Genomic DNA, 19,613 nt, shown 5'->3' with positions numbered 1-19,613 from the left:
CAACAATCTCGATCAGAAGAAAGTGAGAGTGGTAGGGCCGAACTGCCCCGGTCTGCTGACCCCCGGCGAGGCCAAGGTCGGCATCATCCCCGGCAATATCGCTATCCCCGGCAACGTGGGCGTGGTCTCGCGCTCCGGCACGCTGACCTATGAAGCCGTCCACGCCCTGACCACCACCGGCCTGGGCCAGACCACCTGCATCGGCATCGGCGGCGACCCGGTCAACGGGACCAACTTCATCGACTGCCTGGAGCGTTTCCAGGCCGACGACGCCACCGAAGGCATCGTCATGATCGGCGAAATCGGCGGCGACGCCGAAGAAAAAGCGGCCGACTATATCAAGGCCAACGTCACCAAACCGGTGGTCGGTTTCATCGCCGGCCTGACGGCGCCGCCAGGACGGCGCATGGGCCATGCCGGCGCCATCATCAGCGGCAGCAGCGGCACCGGCCAGAGCAAGGTGGCCGCCATGAAGGCCAATGGGATCCATGTGTGCGAGAACCTGGCCTATCTGGGTGATGTCTGCGCCGAAACATTCAAATAAAAAGACGGAAGTCGGAGGACGGAGGCCTATGGTCCGAAATCGGTCATCCGACCGCTGACTTCAGGCACCGGACTTCCGTCCTCGGTCCTCGGAGAAAACCATGCACGAAATGGGCATCGCCATGGAGATCGTGGACATTGCCAAGGCTTCCATCCCGGCGGATATGACAGGGGCCAAAGTCCAGCGGGTCAACCTCCAGGTGGGCAGGCTGTCGGCCATCGTGGCGGACAGCCTGCGGTTCTGCTTCGACCTGGTGGTCAAGGACACGCCGCTGGAAGGCGCCGAACTGGCCATCGAAGAGGTGCCCGTGGTGGCCCGCTGCAAGGATTGCCGGGCCGAATGGACGATCACCGAGCCGGTGTTTACCTGCAAGGCCTGCCAGAGCGGGGCCATCGACATCCTTTCCGGCCGCGAACTGGACATCAAGTCCATCGAAATCGAAGACAACGAGGAATAACCATGTGGTTCATCGCCAATCGCACGACCAGACGCTATCACCACGACCATAAAACGCACGCGCCCCACGACCATCACCACCATGATCATGGCCACGACGTGGAGTCCCGTAAATCGGGAACCCGCGAAATCAAGGTGGTCCGTCGGGTGCTGGACGCCAACGACATCATGGCCGACCGCATGCGCACCGTTTTTGCCGAGAACAACGTCTTCGTGCTCAACATGATGAGTTCACCGGGCTCGGGCAAGACCACGACCCTGCAGAAAACCCTGGCCCGCATCATGTCGGACCTGCGCTGCGCAGTGATCGTGGGCGACATCTGCACCACCCACGATGCCGACCGCCTGGCCCAGTCCGGCGCACCGGTAACCCAGATCAACACCGACGCCTTCGGCGGCGACTGCCACCTGGCGGCCCATGTGGTGGAAAGGGCCGTGGCCGACCTGGACCTGGACGCCATCGACCTGCTCATCGTGGAGAACATCGGCAACCTGGTCTGCCCGGCCGAGTTCGACATCGGCGAAGACAAGCGCGTGGTCGTGCTGTCGGTCACCGAAGGCGAGGACAAGCCGGCCAAGTACCCGCTGATGTTCCGCGAGTGCGACGCCACCCTGCTCAACAAGATCGACCTGCTGCCCTACCTGGATTTCGACATGGACCTGGCCCGCACATCCATCAACCAGATCCATCCGGGCATGCCGGTGTTCGAGATCTCGGCCAAGACCGAAGCAGGCTTTGACGCCTGGATCGGGTGGCTGAAGTCGCAGGTGCAGGCAAAAATGGGTTAAACGGTTTTTCGCAGAAAAAAACGAAACCGCACTACCCGCTGCGGCAGGCTGAAAAACAAAAAGCGCGGTGTTTTCCGGTTCAACCGGAAACACCGCGCTTCGTTTTCAACGGCCGGTCAAGCCGTCAGGAGGCATTATCTATGCAATCCGGCCTTCCTTCCAGAAGGGCGACATCCGACGCAGGCGTTCGATAATGGGTGGCATCTTGTCGATGACAAAGTCGATTTCTTCCTCGGTGTTGTAGATGCTCAGGCTGTAGCGGATGGAGCCGTGGGCCGCGGTGAAGGGCACGCCCATGGCCCGCAGCACGTGGGACGGCTCCAGGGAACCGGAGGTGCAGGCCGAACCGGATGAGGCGCAGATCCCGTATTGGTCCATCAGCAGCAGGATGCCTTCCCCCTCGATGAACTCGAAGGCGATGCTGGTGGTGTTGGGCAGGCGGTTTTCCGGGTCGCCGTTGACCATGCTGGCCGGCACGCGCTTGAGCAATTCGGTCTCCAGCTTGTCGCGCAACGCCCGCACCCGGGTGTTTTCGTCCTGCATGCTGTCCATGGCCAGCTGGGCGGCCCGGCCCATGCCGATGATGGACGCGGTATTCTCGGTGCCGGCCCGGCGTCCGCCTTCCTGATGTCCGCCCATGAGAAAGGGGGCGAACTTGGTGCCCTTGCGGATATAAAGCACCCCGATGCCCTTGGGCGCGTGCAGCTTGTGCCCGGAAAGCGACAGCATGTCGATGGCGGAGTCGGCCATGTTGATGGGTATCTTGCCAACGGCCTGGACCGCATCGGTGTGAAAGACGATGCCCCGCTCGCGCACCTTTGCGGCGATCTCCTCGACCGGAAAAATAGTCCCGGTCTCGTTGTTGGCCCACATGACGCTGACGATGGCCGTGTCGTCGGAGAGGTTCTTGTAAAGATAATCCAAGTCCAGGCGCCCCTGCCGGTCGACGGGCACGAAGGTGACCCGATACCCGTTTTTGGCCAGGTGTTCGCCCAGGTTTTTCACCGCCGGGTGCTCCACGCGGGTGGTGATGATGTGCCGCTTTTCCGGATGGGCCCGGATAGCGGCGTGGATGGCGGTGCTGTCGCTCTCGGTTCCGCAGCTGGTAAACAGGACTTCATCGGGCTGCGCGCCCAGCAGGGCAGCGACCTGCTGGCGGGCGGCCTTGAGCTTGGCCCCCACGTTGCCGCCGAATGCGTGCATGCTGGAGGGGTTGCCGTAGAGGTCGGAAAAATAGGGCAGCATCGCTTCCACCACCTCAGGGGCGACGCGGGTGGTGGCGTTGTTGTCCATGTAGATGGGTTTCATGCGCTACACCTCCTCGACGACCAGATCCTGGGAAACCAGTTCCTTGAGTTTGGTCTCCACGTAATGTTTCAGGGTAATCTGGGATTTGCTGCACGACGCGCAGGTACCCCGCAGCTTGACCATCACCCGATTGCCGTCCACATCCACCAGTTCGATATCCCCGCCGTCCTGGTTCAGGGCCGGCTTGATTTCCCGCTCCAGGGTGGCGTCGATCATCTTGATTTTCTGGATGTTGGTCAACGCTTCGGGCTTTTTGGCGGCCCGCGGGGCGTTGCCCAGAACCCTGTCGATGATGAACTGGATCTTGTCGTGGCAGTTGCCGCAGCCGCCGCCGGCCTTCACGTAATCGGTGACATCCTCGATGGAGGTCAGACCGTTTTCCTTCACGGCCCGCTCGATCTGTACATCGGACACGCCGAAGCACTCGCAGACGATCTCGCCCTCGATCTTTTTCTCGGCTTCTCCGCGATAGTAGGCGATGGCCTTTTCCATGGCGTCCCGCCCCATGACCGAGCAGTGCATCTTCTCTTTGGGCAGTCCACCCAGATAATCGGCGATGTCCTCGTTGGTGACCTTGGCGGCCTCATCCAGGCTCATGCCCTTGATCATCTCAGTCAGGGCCGACGAGGAGGCGATGGCGCTGGCACAGCCGAAGGTCTGGAACTTGGCGTCGGCAATCCGCTTGCTTTCGTCCAGCTTGAAGGTTAGTTTGAGCGCGTCACCGCAGGCCAGGGAACCCACCTCCCCGATTCCGTCGAAATCGTCGATGAACCCGACATTCCGCGGGTTGAGAAAATGGTCCTTGGTTTTTTCCGTATAATCCCACATGGCATCCTCCAGGTTAAAATGGGGTACTGACAACTCTTTTCGCTTGCATGGTTACCGGCAGCGTTGGACCCAGCCTGTTTGCATTGCAGGCTATACGATAAGCACGATCCTGCAAAAAAAAAGCCGTGACCTAATCGTTTTTCTATGACAGAATTTGCATACGCCGAAAAGCCAAAAGTCCATTTTAAACAGGATCTTTTAAGGGTCAAGGCAAAAAGGAGGCACTGCCATGAATCTGAGGAAATCCGTTTTTTCCGGAAGCTGGTACCCGGCGGACCGAAAGGCCTGTGAAGCGCAGATCCAGCAGTTTCTTGAAGAAGGCGGCAACCCGCCCGTCCCACTGGCCAACCCCATAGGGGGCATCGTGCCCCACGCCGGCTGGTTCTTCTCCGGCAGCATCGCCTGTAACGTGATCCACCGGCTGGCCAGGTCCGCCTCACCCGATGTGGTCGTCGTGTTCGGCATGCACCTGCACAGCCGCTCGCCGCGCACCATCATGCCCGACGGCGAATGGGACACCCCTTTTGGATCCATCGCCGTGGACACGGCCCTGGCCGGTGAATTGACCCGCCGGCATACCTTTCAAGTGGAAACCGCCACCCGCTTCCAGCAGGACAACACCATCGAACTTCAGATGCCCTTTATCCGTTACTTTTTCAAGGATGCCCGGGTCGTGGCCATGGGGGTGCCGCCGGCGGCCGAAACCCTGGCGCTTGCCCGGTCGGTGGTGGAGGCGGCCCGGGAACTGGGTTTGAGCATGGTTGTCATCGGCTCTACGGATCTGACCCACTACGGTCCCAACTACGGCTTCACCTCTAAGGGCGCCGGTCAAAAAGCCGTGGACTGGGTGCGTGACGAAAACGATCGGCGCGTAATCGATGCCATGATTCGCATGGACCCGGAAGCCGTCATCCGCGAAGGCCTGAGCAACGACAATGCCTGCTGCTGCGGGGCGGCCGCCGCCGCCATCGCTGTCGGCAAGGCCATGGGCGCCGAAAAAGCCGTTGAGCTGGCCTACGCCACCAGCTACGACAAGAGTCCGGGAGACAGTTTTGTGGGGTATGTGGGAATCCTCTTTTAAGTCGGATGGGAAGCGCTGGGTTTGAAATAGAAACGTGGAGAACGGGGTCGGGCTGGGGAACCGTTTCAAGCTTTACGTGGTTGAGTGTTAAGCAATTGTATTCCAACTGAATCGATACGATCCTTCGCTTAACACTTGTTCTGTAACTCTCCCAGCCGCTTACTGATTTTTACCGGATACGCTTGTGCATCATCGAGACGTTTGTGGCGCTGATCCAGTCGTTCGAAGTTTTTGGCGAAACCTGACCGAATGGCTTCCAGCGTCGGCCTCGGCCCCACGGGCCGGCCGTTTTCCATGGCCGGCTTCAATAGGGCGGCGGCGCCACTTACGGTTTCCCCCCTCACGCCGATGACGTCGCCTGCATATCGGCCGTCGGCAGCGACATCGCGAAACACCTGTTTTTCACCGGCCAGGGTGATTTTGCCTTCGCTGATCTTGCGCACATCCCGAACGCCCAGCCGCACCATCTTGTAAACCATATCCAGATAAGGCGCGTCGGCGGACACGCCCATGCGCGTTCCCACGCCAAAGGCATCGATGCGGGCACCGCCGGTGATCAGGCGCTCCAGGGCATACTCGTCAAAGCCGCTGCTGGCAACGATCTTGACATCCGGCAGCCCCGCCTCGTCCAGTATCCGGCGCACCTGCCGGCTCAGGGCGATCATATCCCCGCTGTCCAGGCGGACACCCTGCAGCGCCCTTCCTTTCTGCCGCATGCGTTTGCCCACCGTGGCGGCGGCCCTGGCCCCTTGCAGGGTGTCATAGGTGTCGATGAGAAACACGGCGCTGTCCGGAAACAGATCGGCGTAGGCCTCGAAGGCATCGGTTTCCGATTCAAACGCGGTCACGAAGGAATGGGCCATGGTACCGGAGACGGGAATTCCCCAGGTCTTGCCGGCCAGCACATTGCTGGTGCCCTTAAAACCGGCGATGTAGGACGACCGGGCCACCGCCATACCCGCGTGGCCGCCCTGGGTGCGGCGCAGGGAGAAGTCGACGAGGGGGCGGCCGGCAGCCGCATGGACGCAGCGGGCCGCCTTGGTGGCCATCATGCTGGCAACCCCCACGGTGTTGATCAGGTAAGTCTCGATGATCTGGGCCTGGATCAGGGGCGCCGTCACCTCCATCACGGGCTCGTCGGGGAAGAAGATCTCCCCTTCGGCCATGGCCATGAGGTCCCCGGTGAACCTCAGCGTGGCCAGGTGGGCCAGGAATTCGCGCCTGAACCGGCCGGTCTGCGCCAGCCAGTCGATCTCCTCGTCGCTGAATTGGAAGCGGGTCAGCGCATCCACCACCGCCTGAAGCCCGGCAGCCACGAAATAGCTCCGCCTGGGATGGGGCCGCACGAACAGGGAAAACGTGGCCGGGTCATCCATTTTCCGGTCGAAGTACCCGGCCGCCATGGTCAATTCGTAAAGGTCGGTGAAGAGGGGCCCGGGAAACTCGGGAAAGCTCATTGGATGGTCGCTCCGTACAACCGTTCCATGCGTTTGAGGGCGAATTGGTGTGCCTCGGCGTCAAAGTCGGCCACGCCGTCGCGCGCTACGAGGGTCCGGTAGTCCCGGTTGGCCAGCCCGCCGACGGTGTCCATCACGCAGATGGAGGTGCACACGCCGACCACCTCCACCTCCTCGGGTCCGTGCGCAGCCAAAATCGTGGCCAGGTCGGTGCCGTAAAAGCCGCTGTAGCGGGTTTTCGGCAGCACATGTTCGCCGGGCTGGGGGGCAAGCGCATCGATAACCTGGCTGCCCCAGGTGCCGGCGACACAGTGGGGGGGGAACTTTTCAAACTCCCGGTCGTCCTCGGCGTGCGCGTCCTGCAGGTAAACCACCAGGCTGCCCGCCCGCCGGTGGGCCTCCAGCCGCAGGCGCACGTGGGGGATGATATCCCGGGCGCCCTGCCCGCAGTAAAGGGCGCCTTTTTCGTCGATAAAATCGTTGAGCATGTCAACGACGATCAATGCCGCTTTGATCATGTCAAGCTGCCTTTCCGGGTCCTGAATGGCCCGTGATTTCATGGAACCAAAATAGTCCTCGAACCATCGTTTGTAAACATGTCCAAACCAACATGTACCCCCTTGCCTCCTTTTTGAACAACGGATGTTGATTAAGCCCCTCGTCACTGGTACTACAGGGGTGCATTGGAAAGCTGCACCATCGGTATATCAATCCGCAGGCAAGAAGGCATACTGGCATGAACCCAGACATCTACCGGGAAATCAAGCGCCGCATTCTTTTCCTGGAGTACGCACCGGGGCAGATTCTCAATGAGAATGTCCTCGCCGGAGAATTCGGCGTCAGCCGCACCCCCATGCGCGAGGTGCTTTACCGGCTGTCGTGGGAGCAGCTGGCCCGCGTCATCCCCCGCACGGGCACCATGGTCACCCAAATCGAATTTCAGACGATGATGCACACGTACCAGACCCGCCTGGGTATCGAAGGGGAGGTGGGCCGGCTCTGCGCGGAGCTGGCCACGGACGATCACCTGGAAGCGATCCGCAGCATTCGTGGCGCATGCGTGGTGCTGGCCGACCGCAAGGACCCCGATGCCCTCGTGGAGATCGACCGCCGCTTGCGCCGGGTGGTCCATGACGCCACCGGCAATCCGATACTCCAGTCGGTATCCGACCACCTTTACACCCTGACCTTCCGCCTGTGGTATGTCACCCTCGACAAGGGCGACTGGCAGCAGGAGGTCCGGGAAATGCTGGAGGAGATCGACGCCACCCTGGCCGGCATGCAAGCCGGGGACGGCATGGAGACGGCCCGCGTGCGGCGCGAATCCCTGGTGCGCCATTTCGACCGCATCCGCGCCAAGTACCTGGGAGTGCCTAGCAAGGTTAAATTATGACGTCCCTGGTTGGCGATTCGCTTTCCCTCCCCCTTGGAAAAAGGGCCGGGGTATACGGCAACATCACTGCTGCAGGAAATCGCTGAAGACGGTAGGCGTTTTTTCAGCGTTGGACCTCCGATTGTAGAAACCTTAAACGCTCCAGCCTTCAACCTATCCACCGGATGGCTATGTCCCTGACCATTTTTCTGATCACCTACCTTGGCATCGCCCTGGGAAAAGTCCCGGGCCTGGTGATCGACCGGGTCGGTATCGCGCTGCTGGGTGCCATCGCCATGGTCGGCTTCGGGGTGATCTCCACGCCCTCGGCGGTCCAGGCCATCGACCTGCCCACGATCCTTTTGCTCTATTCGCTGATGGTCATCAGCGCCCAGCTGCGGCTCGGCGGCTTCTACACCTGGGCGGCCTCGCGAATCCTGACATTGCTGGCGCGCCCGAAAGCCTTCCTGCTGGTGCTCATGGCGGTCAGCGCCGTTCTGTCGGCCTTTTTGGCCAACGATATCGTCTGCTTTGCTTTCACGCCGGTGTTGACGGCCGCCCTGATCCGTTCCGGCAGGAACCCCATGCCTTTCCTGCTGGGCCTGGCCGTCTCCAGCAACATCGGCTCGGCGGCCACCATCATCGGCAACCCCCAGAACATGCTCATCGGCCAGGTCGGCCAGTTGGCCTTCGGCCGGTTCATCGCCTGGTGTGCACCGCCGGCGCTGGTCTGCCTGCTGGGCAGCTACCTGCTCCTGCTCCGGATCTACCGGGGTCGAATGGAGACCGGACAGACCCGTCCAGACGACGGCGCCGCCGGCGCCTGGCCGGATTTCAACCCCTGGCAGAGCGCCAAGGGCATCATCGCGGTGGTGGGTCTCGTGACCCTTTTTTTCACATCCATCCCCAGGGAAGTGTCGGCCATCGCCATCGCCGGCATCCTGCTCTGCAGCCGCCGGATGAAAACCCGGGACATCCTGGGACTGGTGGACTGGCACCTGATCACGCTGTTTTGCGCCCTGTTCATCGTGATCCACGCCATCGGCCAGGCCCACGACCTGAACCGGGTGATGGATCGGCTGGCCGACTGGGGGATGGATCTGGGCAACGGCGCCATGCTGACCGGCCTGACGGTGGTGCTCAGCAACCTTTTCAGCAACGTGCCTGCCGTCATGCTGCTGATCCCATTCATGGACCCGCTCGATCCCCAGCAATGGTACACGCTGGCGCTGTCCAGCACCTTCGCCGGCAACCTGTTCGTACTGGGCAGTATCGCCAATCTGATCGTCATCGAACAGGCGTCCCGCATGGGGGTCGTCATCTCCTTCGGGGAGCATGCACGGGTGGGTGTGCCGGTGACCCTGATGTCATTGATCGTTCTGGTGGGATGGGGTATGCTTTGACACGAACGGGTTCCGGGGTAACAAGAAGAATCGACATAAAAAAAGTTAACCAAAAAAACGAAAAGCGCTTCGGGGAAAGGAGATCAAGACGATGAAGATCGTTGTTTATCTGTTGGGGTTCCTGTGGATTGCGGCCGGTGCGATCGCCATTTTGTACACGGACGACTACAAGGCCTACTTTAGAGGATTGATGACCCGTCTGGACCGCAGGATGCTGGCCATGATTCCCGCCGTTTTCGGCCTGCTGCTGCTCTTTGCCGCATCGTCGACCAGCCACAGCGGGTTTATCGCGCTGATCGGCGTTCTGGGAATCGTCAAAGGGGTGCTGATCTATTTCAACCCCGGCGGCCTGTTCGAGATCAGCAAAGATTGGCTCGACACGCTTTCGGGCCAGGGATACCGGCTGGTGGGCATCATCGCCCTGGTATTGGGGACCGTCGTGATCTCCTGGATTAAATAATCGACCCCGCCCCGCGGCCCCGATGGGCGGGGTCTGCGCTTCGCTTGGACAAGCCGCGGGGAAAACGCTCGCCATCGCGGTTCGATCGTTTAGGTCAACACAGGCAGAACAACCGATGCATCAGCATTCACCAACGGGAGGGGCTGTTTTGCGAGGGGCCCTTTTTGTCCTGGTGCTGGCCGGTCTTCCCCTGCTGGGAATCATCGCTGCCGGTCGGGATCCCGCACCTTACCTGGAAATACCGCCGACCACCCGCTACGTGGCGCACGCCGGTTTTTCATGGCCGTGGTTCTGCTTTTTTGCCATTGCCGACCTGCTGTTGATCGGCAGTCTGTTGTGGGCCATCCACCAGGGCCGGCAACATAAAAGGCGAGCGATCGAGACGTCCGGTCGTCCGACCGGGATGAAAACGGTCACCGGTGCATCCGTCTACCCACACCCCGGGCGATTTCCCTGGTGGGGATGGGCCGGCATGGCCCTGTGCCTGGCCTCCTGGCTCCTGGCCTGGCAGCGGTTCACCTGGTTCTGGCTCTTTCAGCCCCACACCTTCCTGCCCATCTGGGCCGGCTTCATCCTTGGCGTCAACGCCCTTGCCGTCAAACGCAGCGGCAGCTGCCTGATACTTCGCCGGCCGCTGGGGTTCCTGATGCTCTTTCCGGCCAGTGCCGGATTCTGGTGGTTCTTCGAATACCTCAACCGCTTCGTTCAGAACTGGTACTACACCGGCATCGAAGGCATGGGCCCGGGAGAGTATACGTATTACTCCAGCCTGGCATTTGCCACGGTGCTGCCCGGCGTGCTCAGCGTGATCGACCTGCTGCTCACCTTTCCCGCCCTGGGACAAGGACTGGCCCGCTGCCGGCAGATCCATCTGCCTTCCGGCCGGTGGACGCCCCTGGCGGCCCTGGCAACGGCAAGCGGCGGACTGGCCCTGATCGGCATCTTTCCCGATCAGCTCTTTGCCCTGTTGTGGGTGTCGCCATTGATCATCCTCTTGTCCATCCAGGCATTGTCCGGCCGGCAGACCCTGCTCTACCCGTTGAGGTACGGGGACTGGCGGCCGCTGGTGGTCCCGGCCCTGGCGGCCCTGGCCTGCGGTTTCTTCTGGGAGATGTGGAACTACTTCAGCCTGGCCCGCTGGACCTACACCATTCCTTTCGTGCAGCGCTTTCACCTGTTCGAAATGCCGATTCTGGGATACGGCGGCTACCTGCCTTTCGGGCTGGCGTGCCTGGCGGCGGGATCGCTGGTGATCGGCGATCCGTTCGGCCAGCAAAATACGGATCACCCCAACGCTATTTCCGATCCGGGATACCGGTAAAACCATTCCAGCGAACCGATTTCTCAATATGCATGCATTTCCTTTAACAGGCTGCTGAAAAACGTCTTGACGGGTGCGGTACGGTTGCTAAGTATAGAAATCCCGTTTTTCTCTTCAGGCCCGATCATCTGCCGAGGCCGGTTCAATGCAATCCAAGAGGGGAATGCAGCCGGCCGTTCGGCGTCCAAAACCAAAGGAGGAGGAAATGTCGACGATTAATCGATGCATATTCAATGGGTTCGTAGTAACGCTGGCAGCCATGGTGCTATGCCTGTGGGTGGCACCATCCACAATGGCAGCGGACTACAAGAAGGAGTACAAGCTGCAGGTCAACGTGGGCCCGTCATTTTACTGGGGCATCGGGGCAACCAAATTCGCCGACCTGGTCAGGGAAAAAACCGACGGCCAGATCAATATCAAGCCCTATTTCGGCAGTGCGCTGCTCAAAGGCGCCCAGCTCAAATCCGCCCAGATGGTGGCCAAAGGTGTCATCGACTGCGCCTACGAGTCGACCATCAATGTTTCACCGGTCATCCCTGAAGCCAATGTGTTTCACCTGCCCTTTTTTATCAACACCTTCGAGAACCTGGACAAGATGAAGGCCGGCCAGTCCGGCCAGGCGGTTTTTGCGGCCATGGAAAAAGTGGGACTCAAGCCGCTGGCCTGGGCGGAGAACGGGTTCCGGCAGGTGACCAACAGCAAACGGGCCATCGAAAAACCGGAGGATCTCAAGGGCCTGCGAATCCGCGTCGTCGGCAACCCGATGTTCATGGACACCTTTCGCCAGCTCGGTGCAGACCCGGTCAACATGAACTGGGGGGATGCCCAGACCGCATTTCAACAGGGCGTGGTCGACGGCCAGGAGAACCCGGTGGGGGTGCTGATCCCGGTCCAGATCCACCAGTATCACAGCTACGCCACCATGTGGAACTACCTGGTGGACCCGTTGGTCATCTACTGGAACCAGAAGCAGTGGAAGGCCTTTCCCGCCGACATCCAGAAGGCGATCCTCGAATCTGCCGAAGCCTCGGGCCGCTTTGAGATCGCGCTTTGCCGGGCCGGTCTGGACGGCGACAAATCTCTCAACGTCCTTAAAAACGAATTCAACTACACCATGGAGGTCCCCGACCCGGTTAAATTCATGGAATCCAAGGGCATGACCGTTACCTTTCTCTCCGCCGATCAGGTGTCGGCCTTCGCCGAGGCCACGGCCCCCGTACTTGAGAAATGGGCCAAAGAGATCGGAACGGACCTGGTGGACAAGGCCAGGGCCGATATGGCCAAATAGCTCCCATCCAGGACCCGAATTTTCCAATTCCTGGAAGGATACGAGGTCCCATCTAAAAAACAGGATTCCGGTTCACGATCAAGGCGGAATCGCGTTTCAAACCGCAGGCATACATGAAATATGTCTAGGATTTGAAACGCGATTCCAACACGGATAGTGGGCCGGAAGGCCTTTTTTCAGCATTTTAGGAGAATTTGTTGAGATCCACTAAGCCCATTCGCGCCGACTATTGGATTGCAGCGGTGTTGCTCATGGCCATGGCGATGATTGCCTTCGTCAACGTCCTGAGCCGCTATTTTATCAATTTTTCCATCGGCGCCACCGAGGAGATCACCATCAACCTGTTCGTGTGGATGACGGTGGTCGGCACGGGGATCGCCTTTGAGCGGGGCGCGCAGCTGGGCATGGTGACGTTTTTCAACCTGTTTCCGCTGAAAATGAGAAAACGCCTGGTGGTCTTCAGCGCGCTTCTGGGTGCCGGGCTTTTCATTCTGGTCTGCGGCTACATGGTTCAGGCCATCTATGATGAACTGACCCTTTTTCACGCCACCAGCGCGGCCCTGGGCATCCCGGTGTGGATCTACTATGCCGGGGTGCCGCTTTTCTCGGTGTTTGTCTTCCGGGGCATCTATCGCGGGACACTGGCCCGCCTGGCAGTTATCGACGGGAAAGCCTCCTGATGGAAATTCTTCTCATCAGTTCGGTTTTTCTGGTCCTGATGGTCCTCGGAGTTCCCATCGGCACCGCCCTGGGGGTGGCGGGCGTGGTGACCATCTACCAGTTCGACCTGGGCATCGAAATGCTCGGCGTCAATTTCTCTTCCGGGATTGCCTCGTTCCCGCTCCTGGCGATCCCCTTTTTCGTGCTGGCCGGGGTGATCCTCGACCGCGCCGGACTGGCGGCGACCATCGCCCGTTTTTTCGAACTGCTGGTGGGCAAGAGCACCGGCGGCCTGGCCATGGTGGCGGTCATGACCTGCATCTTCTGGGGGTCGCTGTCCGGCTCCGGACCGGCGACCACCGCCGCCGTGGGCATGATCCTGCTGGCCCCCATGATCAAACACGGCTACGACAAGAGCTTCGCCGGGGCGACCATCGCCAATGCCTCCGACCTGTCGATCATCCTGCCCCCCAGCATCGCCTTCATCATCTACGGCAACATTACCAGCGTCTCCGTCAGCGCCCTATTCGTGGCCGGCATCATCCCCGGGCTGATCACCGGCGCCGGAACGGTCCTGGTGGCCTACCTGGTTTCCAGAAGGCGCGGCTACCGGGGACTGGCCCAACGGGGCAGCGGCGCCGAGATCTGGCAGGCCTTCCGGAAATCCGTCTGGGCGCTGCTGGCGCCGGTGGTTATTCTCGGTGGCATTTATTCGGGCATCTTCACGCCCACGGAAGCGGCCGTGGTGGCCGTTTTCTACAGCCTGTTCGTGGCTGTTTTCATTTACCGGTCCATCCACTGGCGCGATATGATCGACATGCTGGTGGATGCGGCGGTCACCAGTTCGGTGATCATGTTCATCGTTGTCTTCGCCGGCATTTTCACCTGGACCGCCTCGGTTATCGGGGTGATCGACAGGGCCGCGGAACTGATCGTCAGCATCGCCCCCAATGCCATCGTGATGATCATCCTGATCGACCTTCTCCTGCTGGCTCTGGGCATGGTGCTGGACGCCATCAGCATCTCCTACCTGCTGATGCCCATTCTCATCCCGGTGCTCAAGGCCTTCGGCATCGATCCGGTCTGGTACGGGGTGATTTTCATTTCAGCCCTGGCGGTGGGCCAGGCCACGCCGCCGGTAGGCGTGAATCTGTTTACCGCAGCCAACCTGATCAACAGTGACGTGGACAGCGTGGCCAGGGAGGCCATCCCCTATGTTCTCATGGATGTGGTCGTGCTGATCATCCTCTCCCTGCTGCCGATCCTGTCCCTGTACCTGCCGATCAAGGCCGGCCTCTATTCACCCTGAGTGTATCGCGCATGATCGGTCTCACCCTGTTCACCGCTGTCAAGGTTTTGGTTTCGATCCTGGTGGTGGTCCTGCTCAGCCTGATCGCCGAGTGGGCCGGCCCGCGAATCGCCGGCATTGCGTCCGGATATCCGCTGGGCGCCGCCATCAGCCTCTGTTTCATCGGCCTGGAAAACGGGACCGCATTCGCCGCCCGCAGCGCGCTGTTCACCGCCGCAGGGTTGACAGCCACGGTGGCCTTTGCTGCGGGATATCTGCTGGGAATCAGGCTGGCGGGAAACCGACGCCGGCCGGCGTCGCTGGCCATGTCCATTTTTGCAGGCATCGCGGCCTACGGGTTAACGGCCTGGGTGCTGTCGTTCATGCCGGTCAACTGGGTCAGCGCCCCGTTGATCGCCGTCGCGGGCACGGCCCTGGCCGCCAGGTGCTTTCGCCACATTCCAGACGTGACGATCCGGGAGAAAATCCGGCTGGGTTACGCCGTGGCCTTCTTGCGCGCCGTGTTTGCCGCGCTGGTCATTTTAACCATCACGACGGTGGCCGGCGCGGTCGGCCCGCGCTGGGCCGGTCTTTTTTCAGCCTTCCCCATCACCATGCTGCCCCTGCTGGTCATCATCCATTTCACCTACCAGCCGGAACACGTCCGGACGATTATCAAGAACATTCCCCGCGGCCTGGGATCGCTGCTGGTCTATGCCATGATCATTGCCGCTTCCTATCCGGAACTGGGAGTCGCCTGGGGAACCGTTATCGGCTATCTCGCGGCAACCCTTTATCTGGTCCTGATAGAGTATGGCATGAGAGGAACCGTCGCGGGCAGGTGAGAAGGAAACCCGCCGCCGCAATCTCCCGATCAGACCGCAAAACGGCTCTCCCCGATACAGCCATTCCTGAAACACAACGATGAGGCCGTGATTTTCAAATTTCGTGTATTATGTTCTAAAGGCCGCTCGTTTTCATTCCACACCTGGAACGCATGTCCGGGCTCCGGAAAAGGAGGGCCATGATGAAACGGTCTACCTTGTTTTTACTTGTATTGGTTTTTTGCACCCACTGCACAACCGAACGCCCGCCTTCCGCCATCGAGGATGCCGGCCTGACCCGGGTCAGCGCCACAGCTGCCCGCCAGCAGTCGCAAACGGGCCCTGCCCCACCCGGCGCAACCATGGCCCAGCGGGCGTACGTCGATCCCGAAACCGGTGAATTCGTCAACCCACCCAAGCACGAAACGCCTGCCGCCAGCGAGTCCATCCAACCGTTTACCTTGGGCACCTCGGCAGAACCGATTGAAGAAGAATCAAGCCCCGTGTCGGGCGGGGGGGTGATGATCGATCTGAAGGGCCGGTTAAAAAACCCGATCCGGGCAACCGTCGAGAGAAACGGCAAAACCACAATCCGACACCCGGCCGGTGGCAGAATGGAGTAACAGCATGTCGACGCCCATAAGAACGATGGTTTCGATTGTGGTGGCTGCCGCAGCAGCCGCCCTCCTTGGTGCCCCCGGCTACGCCCATGCCCAGGCAAGCATCGTCATCAACGTTCTTGACGCACCGGGCAAGGGATTCAACGACCCAGGCGCAGCCGACCCGGCCTCGGCCGCCGGCGGGAATGCCGGCGCAACCCTTGGGGATCAGCGGTTCATCGCCTTCGAGTATGCCGCAGACAAGTGGGCCGACCTGCTCGACAGCAGCCAGGCGATCGTCGTCGGCGCAGCATTCCGTTCGCTGTCCTGCGACGCCACGTCCGCCAGTCTCGGCGAAGGCGGAACGAATACGGCACACCGTGACTTCACCGGCGCGCCGGTGGTCAACACATGGTATCCCGCCGCCCTGGCCAACGCACTGGCGGGTACCGACCTGGCGCCATACAGCGATGACATCGACGCCTTTTTCAACAGCGCCATCGACGATGCGTCCTGCGCCTTTCCACGGGTCTGGTATTACGGCCTGGATGCGAACCCGCCTGCCGGCACCGTCGACTTTGTCAGCGTGGTCCTGCACGAACTGGGTCACGGTCTTGGCTTCCAGTCCTTCGTGGACCTGGGCAGCGGTGCCAAGCTCAATAACTTTGACGACATTTTCACGCTATGGCTGGAGGATCACATGGCCGTTGAGCTTTTTTCCGGGATGACGGATGCCGCTCGTGTTGCTGCGAGCGTCAAGACGGGCAACCTCCATTGGGTTGGCCCGGATGTCGTTGTTCGAAGCGGTGAATTGACTTCAGGCCGCCACCCGAGCGGCCACGTGGAGATGCACGCCCCCGCCCCTCAGAATCCCGGATCCTCGGTTTCTCACTTCAGCACCTCGGTGAGTCCCGACGTGGTGATGAAGCCGTCGTTGACGGGTGCGACCCACGACGTGCGGCTGGCCGCGGCATTGCTGCAGGATATCGGATGGTCCGGGTCCCCCCCGGCGCCGGCGGCAACTGCTGGTTCGGCGACCCATGCGCCATCTGCCGGTGGCGGAGGCGGCGGGGGGTGTTTCATTGCCGCCATGACCGGCTCGCACAACAACGCCGACTGAAAACGCCGCATCCACTGCGTTGCGAGCGCAGTCGCTTTAACATCCCCCATGAAGTGGTCTCAGCCTTTCTACCTTCGAACCGGGCCGGCGTTACTGGCGGCCGGTTGTCCCGGCAGCATACTGGGTCGACATGCCGGATGCGAAACACAGCCTGAACGAGGCCCGTTTGGACCATCGCGCGGTATTTCTTGACTTGAAACGATCATCGGATTCAATTACAGTCGATTTACCCGTAAGCTCCCTTGCCGACGATCACTGCCCTGATCAACCCGTGAAATCCGTAAAAGCGCCACCAACGGTAACGACCACCGAACCGATGATGCGGAGCCGATGACGATGCCCACGTCTGAAAACGAAAAACAAGCGCCGCTGCTCTGGGACTATGTTCCCGTTGCCGAGTACAAGCCCCCTGCCCCGCCCGTGGCGCAGAGCGTAAGAGAACGGCTCACCTTTTTCCGGCGCCTCATTGGAGGCGGCGAAAAGGAGCAGGAACCGCCTTTGGAAGGCACCGAGAACATTCAGGCGCTGCCCGACTGGCAGCTCGACTGCATTGCACCCGATCTGGAATGGCACGAGCCGGCCGAGGCGCTGGACATCGAACTGAAGGACTGGCTGGCGCAGGAAAAGCCGGTTTCGCCCGTGGTCGTCATGGTCGGGCCGCCGCACAACGGTCATGTCGAAACGCTCACGGCCTGGGCTCAGCGGCAGCCGTGGCCGGTTGTATCCCCGCCCACGGCAACGCAGATCCTGGCCGGCGACGACACCTGGCTGTCCAAACAGATCACCGAGGCCACCCCCTGGGTGTTTCCCCGTTTAGAGCGCGCCTACCTGCGTCACCCAAACGGATTGACCCTGGTGCGCCGATTCCTGGCGAAGGCTTACGCCGGCGACCTGGGGCGCGGCATCATCGGCTGCGACAGCTGGGCCTGGGCCCTTTTGCGTCATGTCTGGCGCGGGCGGGTGCCCGTTACCGTGACCCTCCAGGCTTTCGACGAAACCCGCCTGGCGCGGCACTTCCGGCAGCTGGCCGATGCATCCGGCGACAGGCCGCTGCGCTTTATTCAATCGGACAACGGCCGCGACGTTCTGCCGCCGCCGGATGCCGAAGAAACCGCCGGTGAAACCAGCAACTTCCTGCAGCTCCTGGCAGCCCACAGCCGGGGTATATGCGGGATTGCCCATGCGATCTGGCGCGCCAACCTGCAATCCGAACCGGATGAAAAACCGGCTGAGAAGGGCGATGACGTTGCTTGCAGAATCGCGAACCAGACCGTCTGGGTTACGCCCTGGCGCGAGATTGCCCACCCCTGCCTTCCATCCGGTGCCGGGCGTGACGAGGCGTTTGTCCTGCACGCCCTGCTGCTGCACAACGGGTTGGCCATTGAACTGATGGAGCGGCTGCTGCCCCTGTCGTCCGGCCAGATCATGGGAACGCTGATCCACCTGGAAGAGAGCGGGCTGGCAGCCCTGGATGAAACGGTCTGGAAGGTCACGCCGCAAGGCTATCCGGCGGTGCGCCATTTCCTCCAGGCCGGCGACTACCTGATCGATCACTTTTAGGGGATATGTATGAACGGCCCGGGTGATGTATCCGCCATATTTCGCACCTTGAGCCAGGCCCATCTCGTGCAGATCGGTTTGATCGTGATCGGGGCCTGGCTGTTGATCGTCTTGAGCACGCGCTTGTTGCCGCTGCTGGCCAACCGGGTGTCCGGCCGGTTCCGTTTCTACCTGTTGGCCTCGGTGCCGGTGCTGCGGCTGTTGATTATCGTCGGCGCCCTGGTGCTGACGGTCACCCGCGTGATCGAACCGACCATCGAGAACCTGATGGTTTCGCTGGGCGCCATGGGGCTGGCCCTGGGGTTCGCCTTCAAGGATTACGTCAGCAGCCTGATCGCCGGCGTGGTGACCCTTTACGAGGCGCCCTACCGCCCCGGCGACTGGATCGAGGTCAACGGGGCCTACGGCGAAGTCAAATCCATCGACATGCGCAGCGCCGAGATCGTCACCCCCGACGACACCGTGGTGGTCATCCCCCACCTGAAGCTGTGGGACCAGCTGATCTTCAACGCCAACGACGGCGGGCAGAACCTGTTGTGCGTCGCCGACTTCTACCTCCATCCCCGCCACGACGCCGCGCAGGTCAAGCACACGCTCTACGACGTGGCCCTGACCAGCGCGTTTCTGCAGATCGACAAGCCGATCAACGTCATCGTCATGGAAAAGCCATGGGGAACGCACTATCGCCTCAAGGCCTACCCGATCGATCCGCGCCAGCAGTTTCATTTTATCACCGACCTGACCGTTCGCGGCAAAGCCGCCCTGATGGGAATGGGTGTGGAGTTCGCCGCCATGCCCGCTGTCTCGCAGGCCTCGTGACAACCGATCCCGCCGCAGGCAGCGCGGTGTTGCTCGGTGGCGGTCTGCGAAGAACAGCGGCGTATGGGAAAAAGACTCGCAGGCGCAACGGTTTGCGCATAACCTGCGCCGGATGCGGCATTGGCCCGGCGCGACATTTCCGCCCTTGAATCCGACCGGAAAATCGATTAGGCTGTTTTCCCGTATAAAGATCCAACCATACCGTTCCTGCTAATTCAGATTCGCTTTTGTCATTTTGGGTAATAACCGCGCCAGGGGTGTCCCCTTCAGGCAGTGTGGGGAAAAGACCGAATTCACTATCCGATTATTGTTAAATTCGGTGTTCAGGATGGGAACTGCAATGACAAGAAGGCGCAACCAGATTATTAGCATATCCTGAAAACAAAAAGTGGAAAATTTTTGGCCTGATTTTCCACGTATTGCCACTGTTGTGCTT

General features: G+C 60.9%; 19 protein-coding genes and 1 pseudogene. 16 read left to right on the top strand and 4 right to left on the bottom strand.

The features are described 5' to 3' along the window. The 3 genes and pseudogenes from ACZCED_RS22385 to hypB form a co-directional block, all read left to right on the top strand. A pseudogene (locus tag ACZCED_RS22385) lies at positions 1–544 on the top strand (succinate--CoA ligase subunit alpha); the annotation flags it as partial. A 100-nt stretch (positions 545–644) separates the two neighbouring features. Further along, a complete protein-coding gene (gene hypA, locus ACZCED_RS22380; RefSeq protein WP_464861769.1) occupies positions 645–1,001 on the top strand; it encodes a hydrogenase maturation nickel metallochaperone HypA in 357 nt (118 codons plus the stop codon). A gap of 2 nt (positions 1,002–1,003) precedes the next feature. Further along, positions 1,004–1,789: a hydrogenase nickel incorporation protein HypB gene (hypB, locus tag ACZCED_RS22375; RefSeq protein ID WP_464861768.1), complete on the top strand. Its 786-nt coding sequence runs from the start codon at positions 1,004–1,006 to the stop codon at positions 1,787–1,789. A gap of 138 nt (positions 1,790–1,927) precedes the next feature. Here the strand turns inward: hypB and nifS are convergent, their stop codons facing one another. Both nifS and nifU read right to left on the bottom strand, forming a co-directional pair. Then, positions 1,928–3,097: a cysteine desulfurase NifS gene (gene nifS / locus ACZCED_RS22370; RefSeq protein WP_464861767.1), complete on the bottom strand. Its 1,170-nt coding sequence runs from the start codon at positions 3,095–3,097 to the stop codon at positions 1,928–1,930. Positions 3,098–3,100: 3 nt separating this feature from the next. Next, the gene (gene nifU / locus ACZCED_RS22365; protein ID WP_462971081.1) at positions 3,101–3,925 is read right to left on the bottom strand and encodes a Fe-S cluster assembly protein NifU; all 825 of its coding nucleotides are present in this window, start codon (positions 3,923–3,925) and stop codon (positions 3,101–3,103) included. Positions 3,926–4,154: 229 nt separating this feature from the next. Between nifU and amrB the strand changes: the two genes are divergently transcribed. Further along, positions 4,155–5,006 (top strand): AmmeMemoRadiSam system protein B, encoded by an 852-nt coding sequence (amrB, locus tag ACZCED_RS22360; RefSeq protein ID WP_462971080.1) that lies wholly within the window; start codon positions 4,155–4,157, stop codon positions 5,004–5,006. A 128-nt stretch (positions 5,007–5,134) separates the two neighbouring features. On the opposite strand, the gene ACZCED_RS22355 is transcribed toward amrB, so the two are convergent. Then, on the bottom strand, positions 5,135–6,463 hold the full coding sequence (locus ACZCED_RS22355; protein WP_464861766.1) for a nicotinate phosphoribosyltransferase: 1,329 nt from the start codon (positions 6,461–6,463) through the stop codon (positions 5,135–5,137). Next, the gene (locus ACZCED_RS22350; RefSeq protein ID WP_464861765.1) at positions 6,460–7,023 is read right to left on the bottom strand and encodes a cysteine hydrolase family protein; all 564 of its coding nucleotides are present in this window, start codon (positions 7,021–7,023) and stop codon (positions 6,460–6,462) included. Before ACZCED_RS22350 ends, ACZCED_RS22355 begins: the two co-directional genes overlap by 4 nt. A gap of 176 nt (positions 7,024–7,199) precedes the next feature. Here ACZCED_RS22350 and ACZCED_RS22345 point away from each other — a divergent pair, with 176 nt between their 5' ends. The 12 genes from ACZCED_RS22345 (at position 7,200) to ACZCED_RS22290 (ending at position 19,177) form a co-directional block, all read left to right on the top strand. Beyond that, positions 7,200–7,856: a GntR family transcriptional regulator gene (locus ACZCED_RS22345; protein ID WP_464861764.1), complete on the top strand. Its 657-nt coding sequence runs from the start codon at positions 7,200–7,202 to the stop codon at positions 7,854–7,856. A gap of 170 nt (positions 7,857–8,026) precedes the next feature. Then, complete coding sequence (locus ACZCED_RS22340) at positions 8,027–9,238, top strand: anion transporter (RefSeq protein ID WP_462971076.1); 1,212 nt, start codon at positions 8,027–8,029, stop codon at positions 9,236–9,238. 91 nt (positions 9,239–9,329) lie between these two features. Beyond that, a complete protein-coding gene (locus ACZCED_RS22335) occupies positions 9,330–9,698 on the top strand; it encodes a hypothetical protein (protein ID WP_462971075.1) in 369 nt (122 codons plus the stop codon). Between the two features lie 148 nt (positions 9,699–9,846). Continuing rightward, positions 9,847–11,019 (top strand): hypothetical protein, encoded by a 1,173-nt coding sequence (locus ACZCED_RS22330; protein WP_462971074.1) that lies wholly within the window; start codon positions 9,847–9,849, stop codon positions 11,017–11,019. Positions 11,020–11,224: 205 nt separating this feature from the next. Next, positions 11,225–12,307, top strand: coding sequence for a DctP family TRAP transporter solute-binding subunit (locus ACZCED_RS22325; protein ID WP_462971073.1), 1,083 nt, complete (start codon positions 11,225–11,227; stop codon positions 12,305–12,307). A 197-nt stretch (positions 12,308–12,504) separates the two neighbouring features. Next, entirely contained in the window at positions 12,505–12,987 is a 483-nt protein-coding gene (locus tag ACZCED_RS22320) for a TRAP transporter small permease (protein ID WP_462971072.1), read from the top strand. Continuing rightward, entirely contained in the window at positions 12,987–14,276 is a 1,290-nt protein-coding gene (locus ACZCED_RS22315) for a TRAP transporter large permease (RefSeq protein ID WP_462971071.1), read from the top strand. Before ACZCED_RS22320 ends, ACZCED_RS22315 begins: the two co-directional genes overlap by 1 nt. A gap of 11 nt (positions 14,277–14,287) precedes the next feature. After that, on the top strand, positions 14,288–15,100 hold the full coding sequence (locus ACZCED_RS22310; RefSeq protein ID WP_464861763.1) for a hypothetical protein: 813 nt from the start codon (positions 14,288–14,290) through the stop codon (positions 15,098–15,100). A 182-nt stretch (positions 15,101–15,282) separates the two neighbouring features. Further along, positions 15,283–15,702 (top strand): hypothetical protein, encoded by a 420-nt coding sequence (locus ACZCED_RS22305; protein WP_464861762.1) that lies wholly within the window; start codon positions 15,283–15,285, stop codon positions 15,700–15,702. Positions 15,703–15,706: 4 nt separating this feature from the next. After that, positions 15,707–16,798, top strand: a complete 1,092-nt coding sequence (locus ACZCED_RS22300) for a hypothetical protein (RefSeq protein WP_464861761.1) — start codon at positions 15,707–15,709, stop codon at positions 16,796–16,798. A gap of 336 nt (positions 16,799–17,134) precedes the next feature. Then, positions 17,135–18,358, top strand: coding sequence for a hypothetical protein (locus ACZCED_RS22295; protein ID WP_464861760.1), 1,224 nt, complete (start codon positions 17,135–17,137; stop codon positions 18,356–18,358). Between the two features lie 9 nt (positions 18,359–18,367). Beyond that, positions 18,368–19,177, top strand: coding sequence for a mechanosensitive ion channel family protein (locus ACZCED_RS22290; RefSeq protein WP_464861759.1), 810 nt, complete (start codon positions 18,368–18,370; stop codon positions 19,175–19,177). Positions 19,178–19,613 lie beyond the last annotated feature (436 nt).

The organism is Desulfosarcina sp. (assembly GCF_055467485.1).
This window is presented reverse-complemented; position numbering and strand designations above follow the sequence as displayed.

What these genes read in the sequence shown, in the direction of transcription:
- hypA (WP_464861769.1), top strand. Translation starts at nt 645, where the DNA reads ATGCACGAAATGGGCATCGCCATGGAGATCGTGGACATTGCCAAGGCT.
- hypB (WP_464861768.1), top strand. Translation starts at nt 1,004, where the DNA reads ATGTGGTTCATCGCCAATCGCACGACCAGACGCTATCACCACGACCAT.
- nifS (WP_464861767.1), bottom strand. Translation starts at nt 3,097, where the DNA reads ATGAAACCCATCTACATGGACAACAACGCCACCACCCGCGTCGCCCCT.
- nifU (WP_462971081.1), bottom strand. Translation starts at nt 3,925, where the DNA reads ATGTGGGATTATACGGAAAAAACCAAGGACCATTTTCTCAACCCGCGG.
- amrB (WP_462971080.1), top strand. Translation starts at nt 4,155, where the DNA reads ATGAATCTGAGGAAATCCGTTTTTTCCGGAAGCTGGTACCCGGCGGAC.
- ACZCED_RS22355 (WP_464861766.1), bottom strand. Translation starts at nt 6,463, where the DNA reads ATGAGCTTTCCCGAGTTTCCCGGGCCCCTCTTCACCGACCTTTACGAA.
- ACZCED_RS22350 (WP_464861765.1), bottom strand. Translation starts at nt 7,023, where the DNA reads ATGAAATCACGGGCCATTCAGGACCCGGAAAGGCAGCTTGACATGATC.
- ACZCED_RS22345 (WP_464861764.1), top strand. Translation starts at nt 7,200, where the DNA reads ATGAACCCAGACATCTACCGGGAAATCAAGCGCCGCATTCTTTTCCTG.
- ACZCED_RS22340 (WP_462971076.1), top strand. Translation starts at nt 8,027, where the DNA reads ATGTCCCTGACCATTTTTCTGATCACCTACCTTGGCATCGCCCTGGGA.
- ACZCED_RS22335 (WP_462971075.1), top strand. Translation starts at nt 9,330, where the DNA reads ATGAAGATCGTTGTTTATCTGTTGGGGTTCCTGTGGATTGCGGCCGGT.
- ACZCED_RS22325 (WP_462971073.1), top strand. Translation starts at nt 11,225, where the DNA reads ATGTCGACGATTAATCGATGCATATTCAATGGGTTCGTAGTAACGCTG.
- ACZCED_RS22315 (WP_462971071.1), top strand. Translation starts at nt 12,987, where the DNA reads ATGGAAATTCTTCTCATCAGTTCGGTTTTTCTGGTCCTGATGGTCCTC.
- ACZCED_RS22310 (WP_464861763.1), top strand. Translation starts at nt 14,288, where the DNA reads ATGATCGGTCTCACCCTGTTCACCGCTGTCAAGGTTTTGGTTTCGATC.
- ACZCED_RS22305 (WP_464861762.1), top strand. Translation starts at nt 15,283, where the DNA reads ATGAAACGGTCTACCTTGTTTTTACTTGTATTGGTTTTTTGCACCCAC.
- ACZCED_RS22300 (WP_464861761.1), top strand. Translation starts at nt 15,707, where the DNA reads ATGTCGACGCCCATAAGAACGATGGTTTCGATTGTGGTGGCTGCCGCA.
- ACZCED_RS22295 (WP_464861760.1), top strand. Translation starts at nt 17,135, where the DNA reads ATGCCCACGTCTGAAAACGAAAAACAAGCGCCGCTGCTCTGGGACTAT.
- ACZCED_RS22290 (WP_464861759.1), top strand. Translation starts at nt 18,368, where the DNA reads ATGAACGGCCCGGGTGATGTATCCGCCATATTTCGCACCTTGAGCCAG.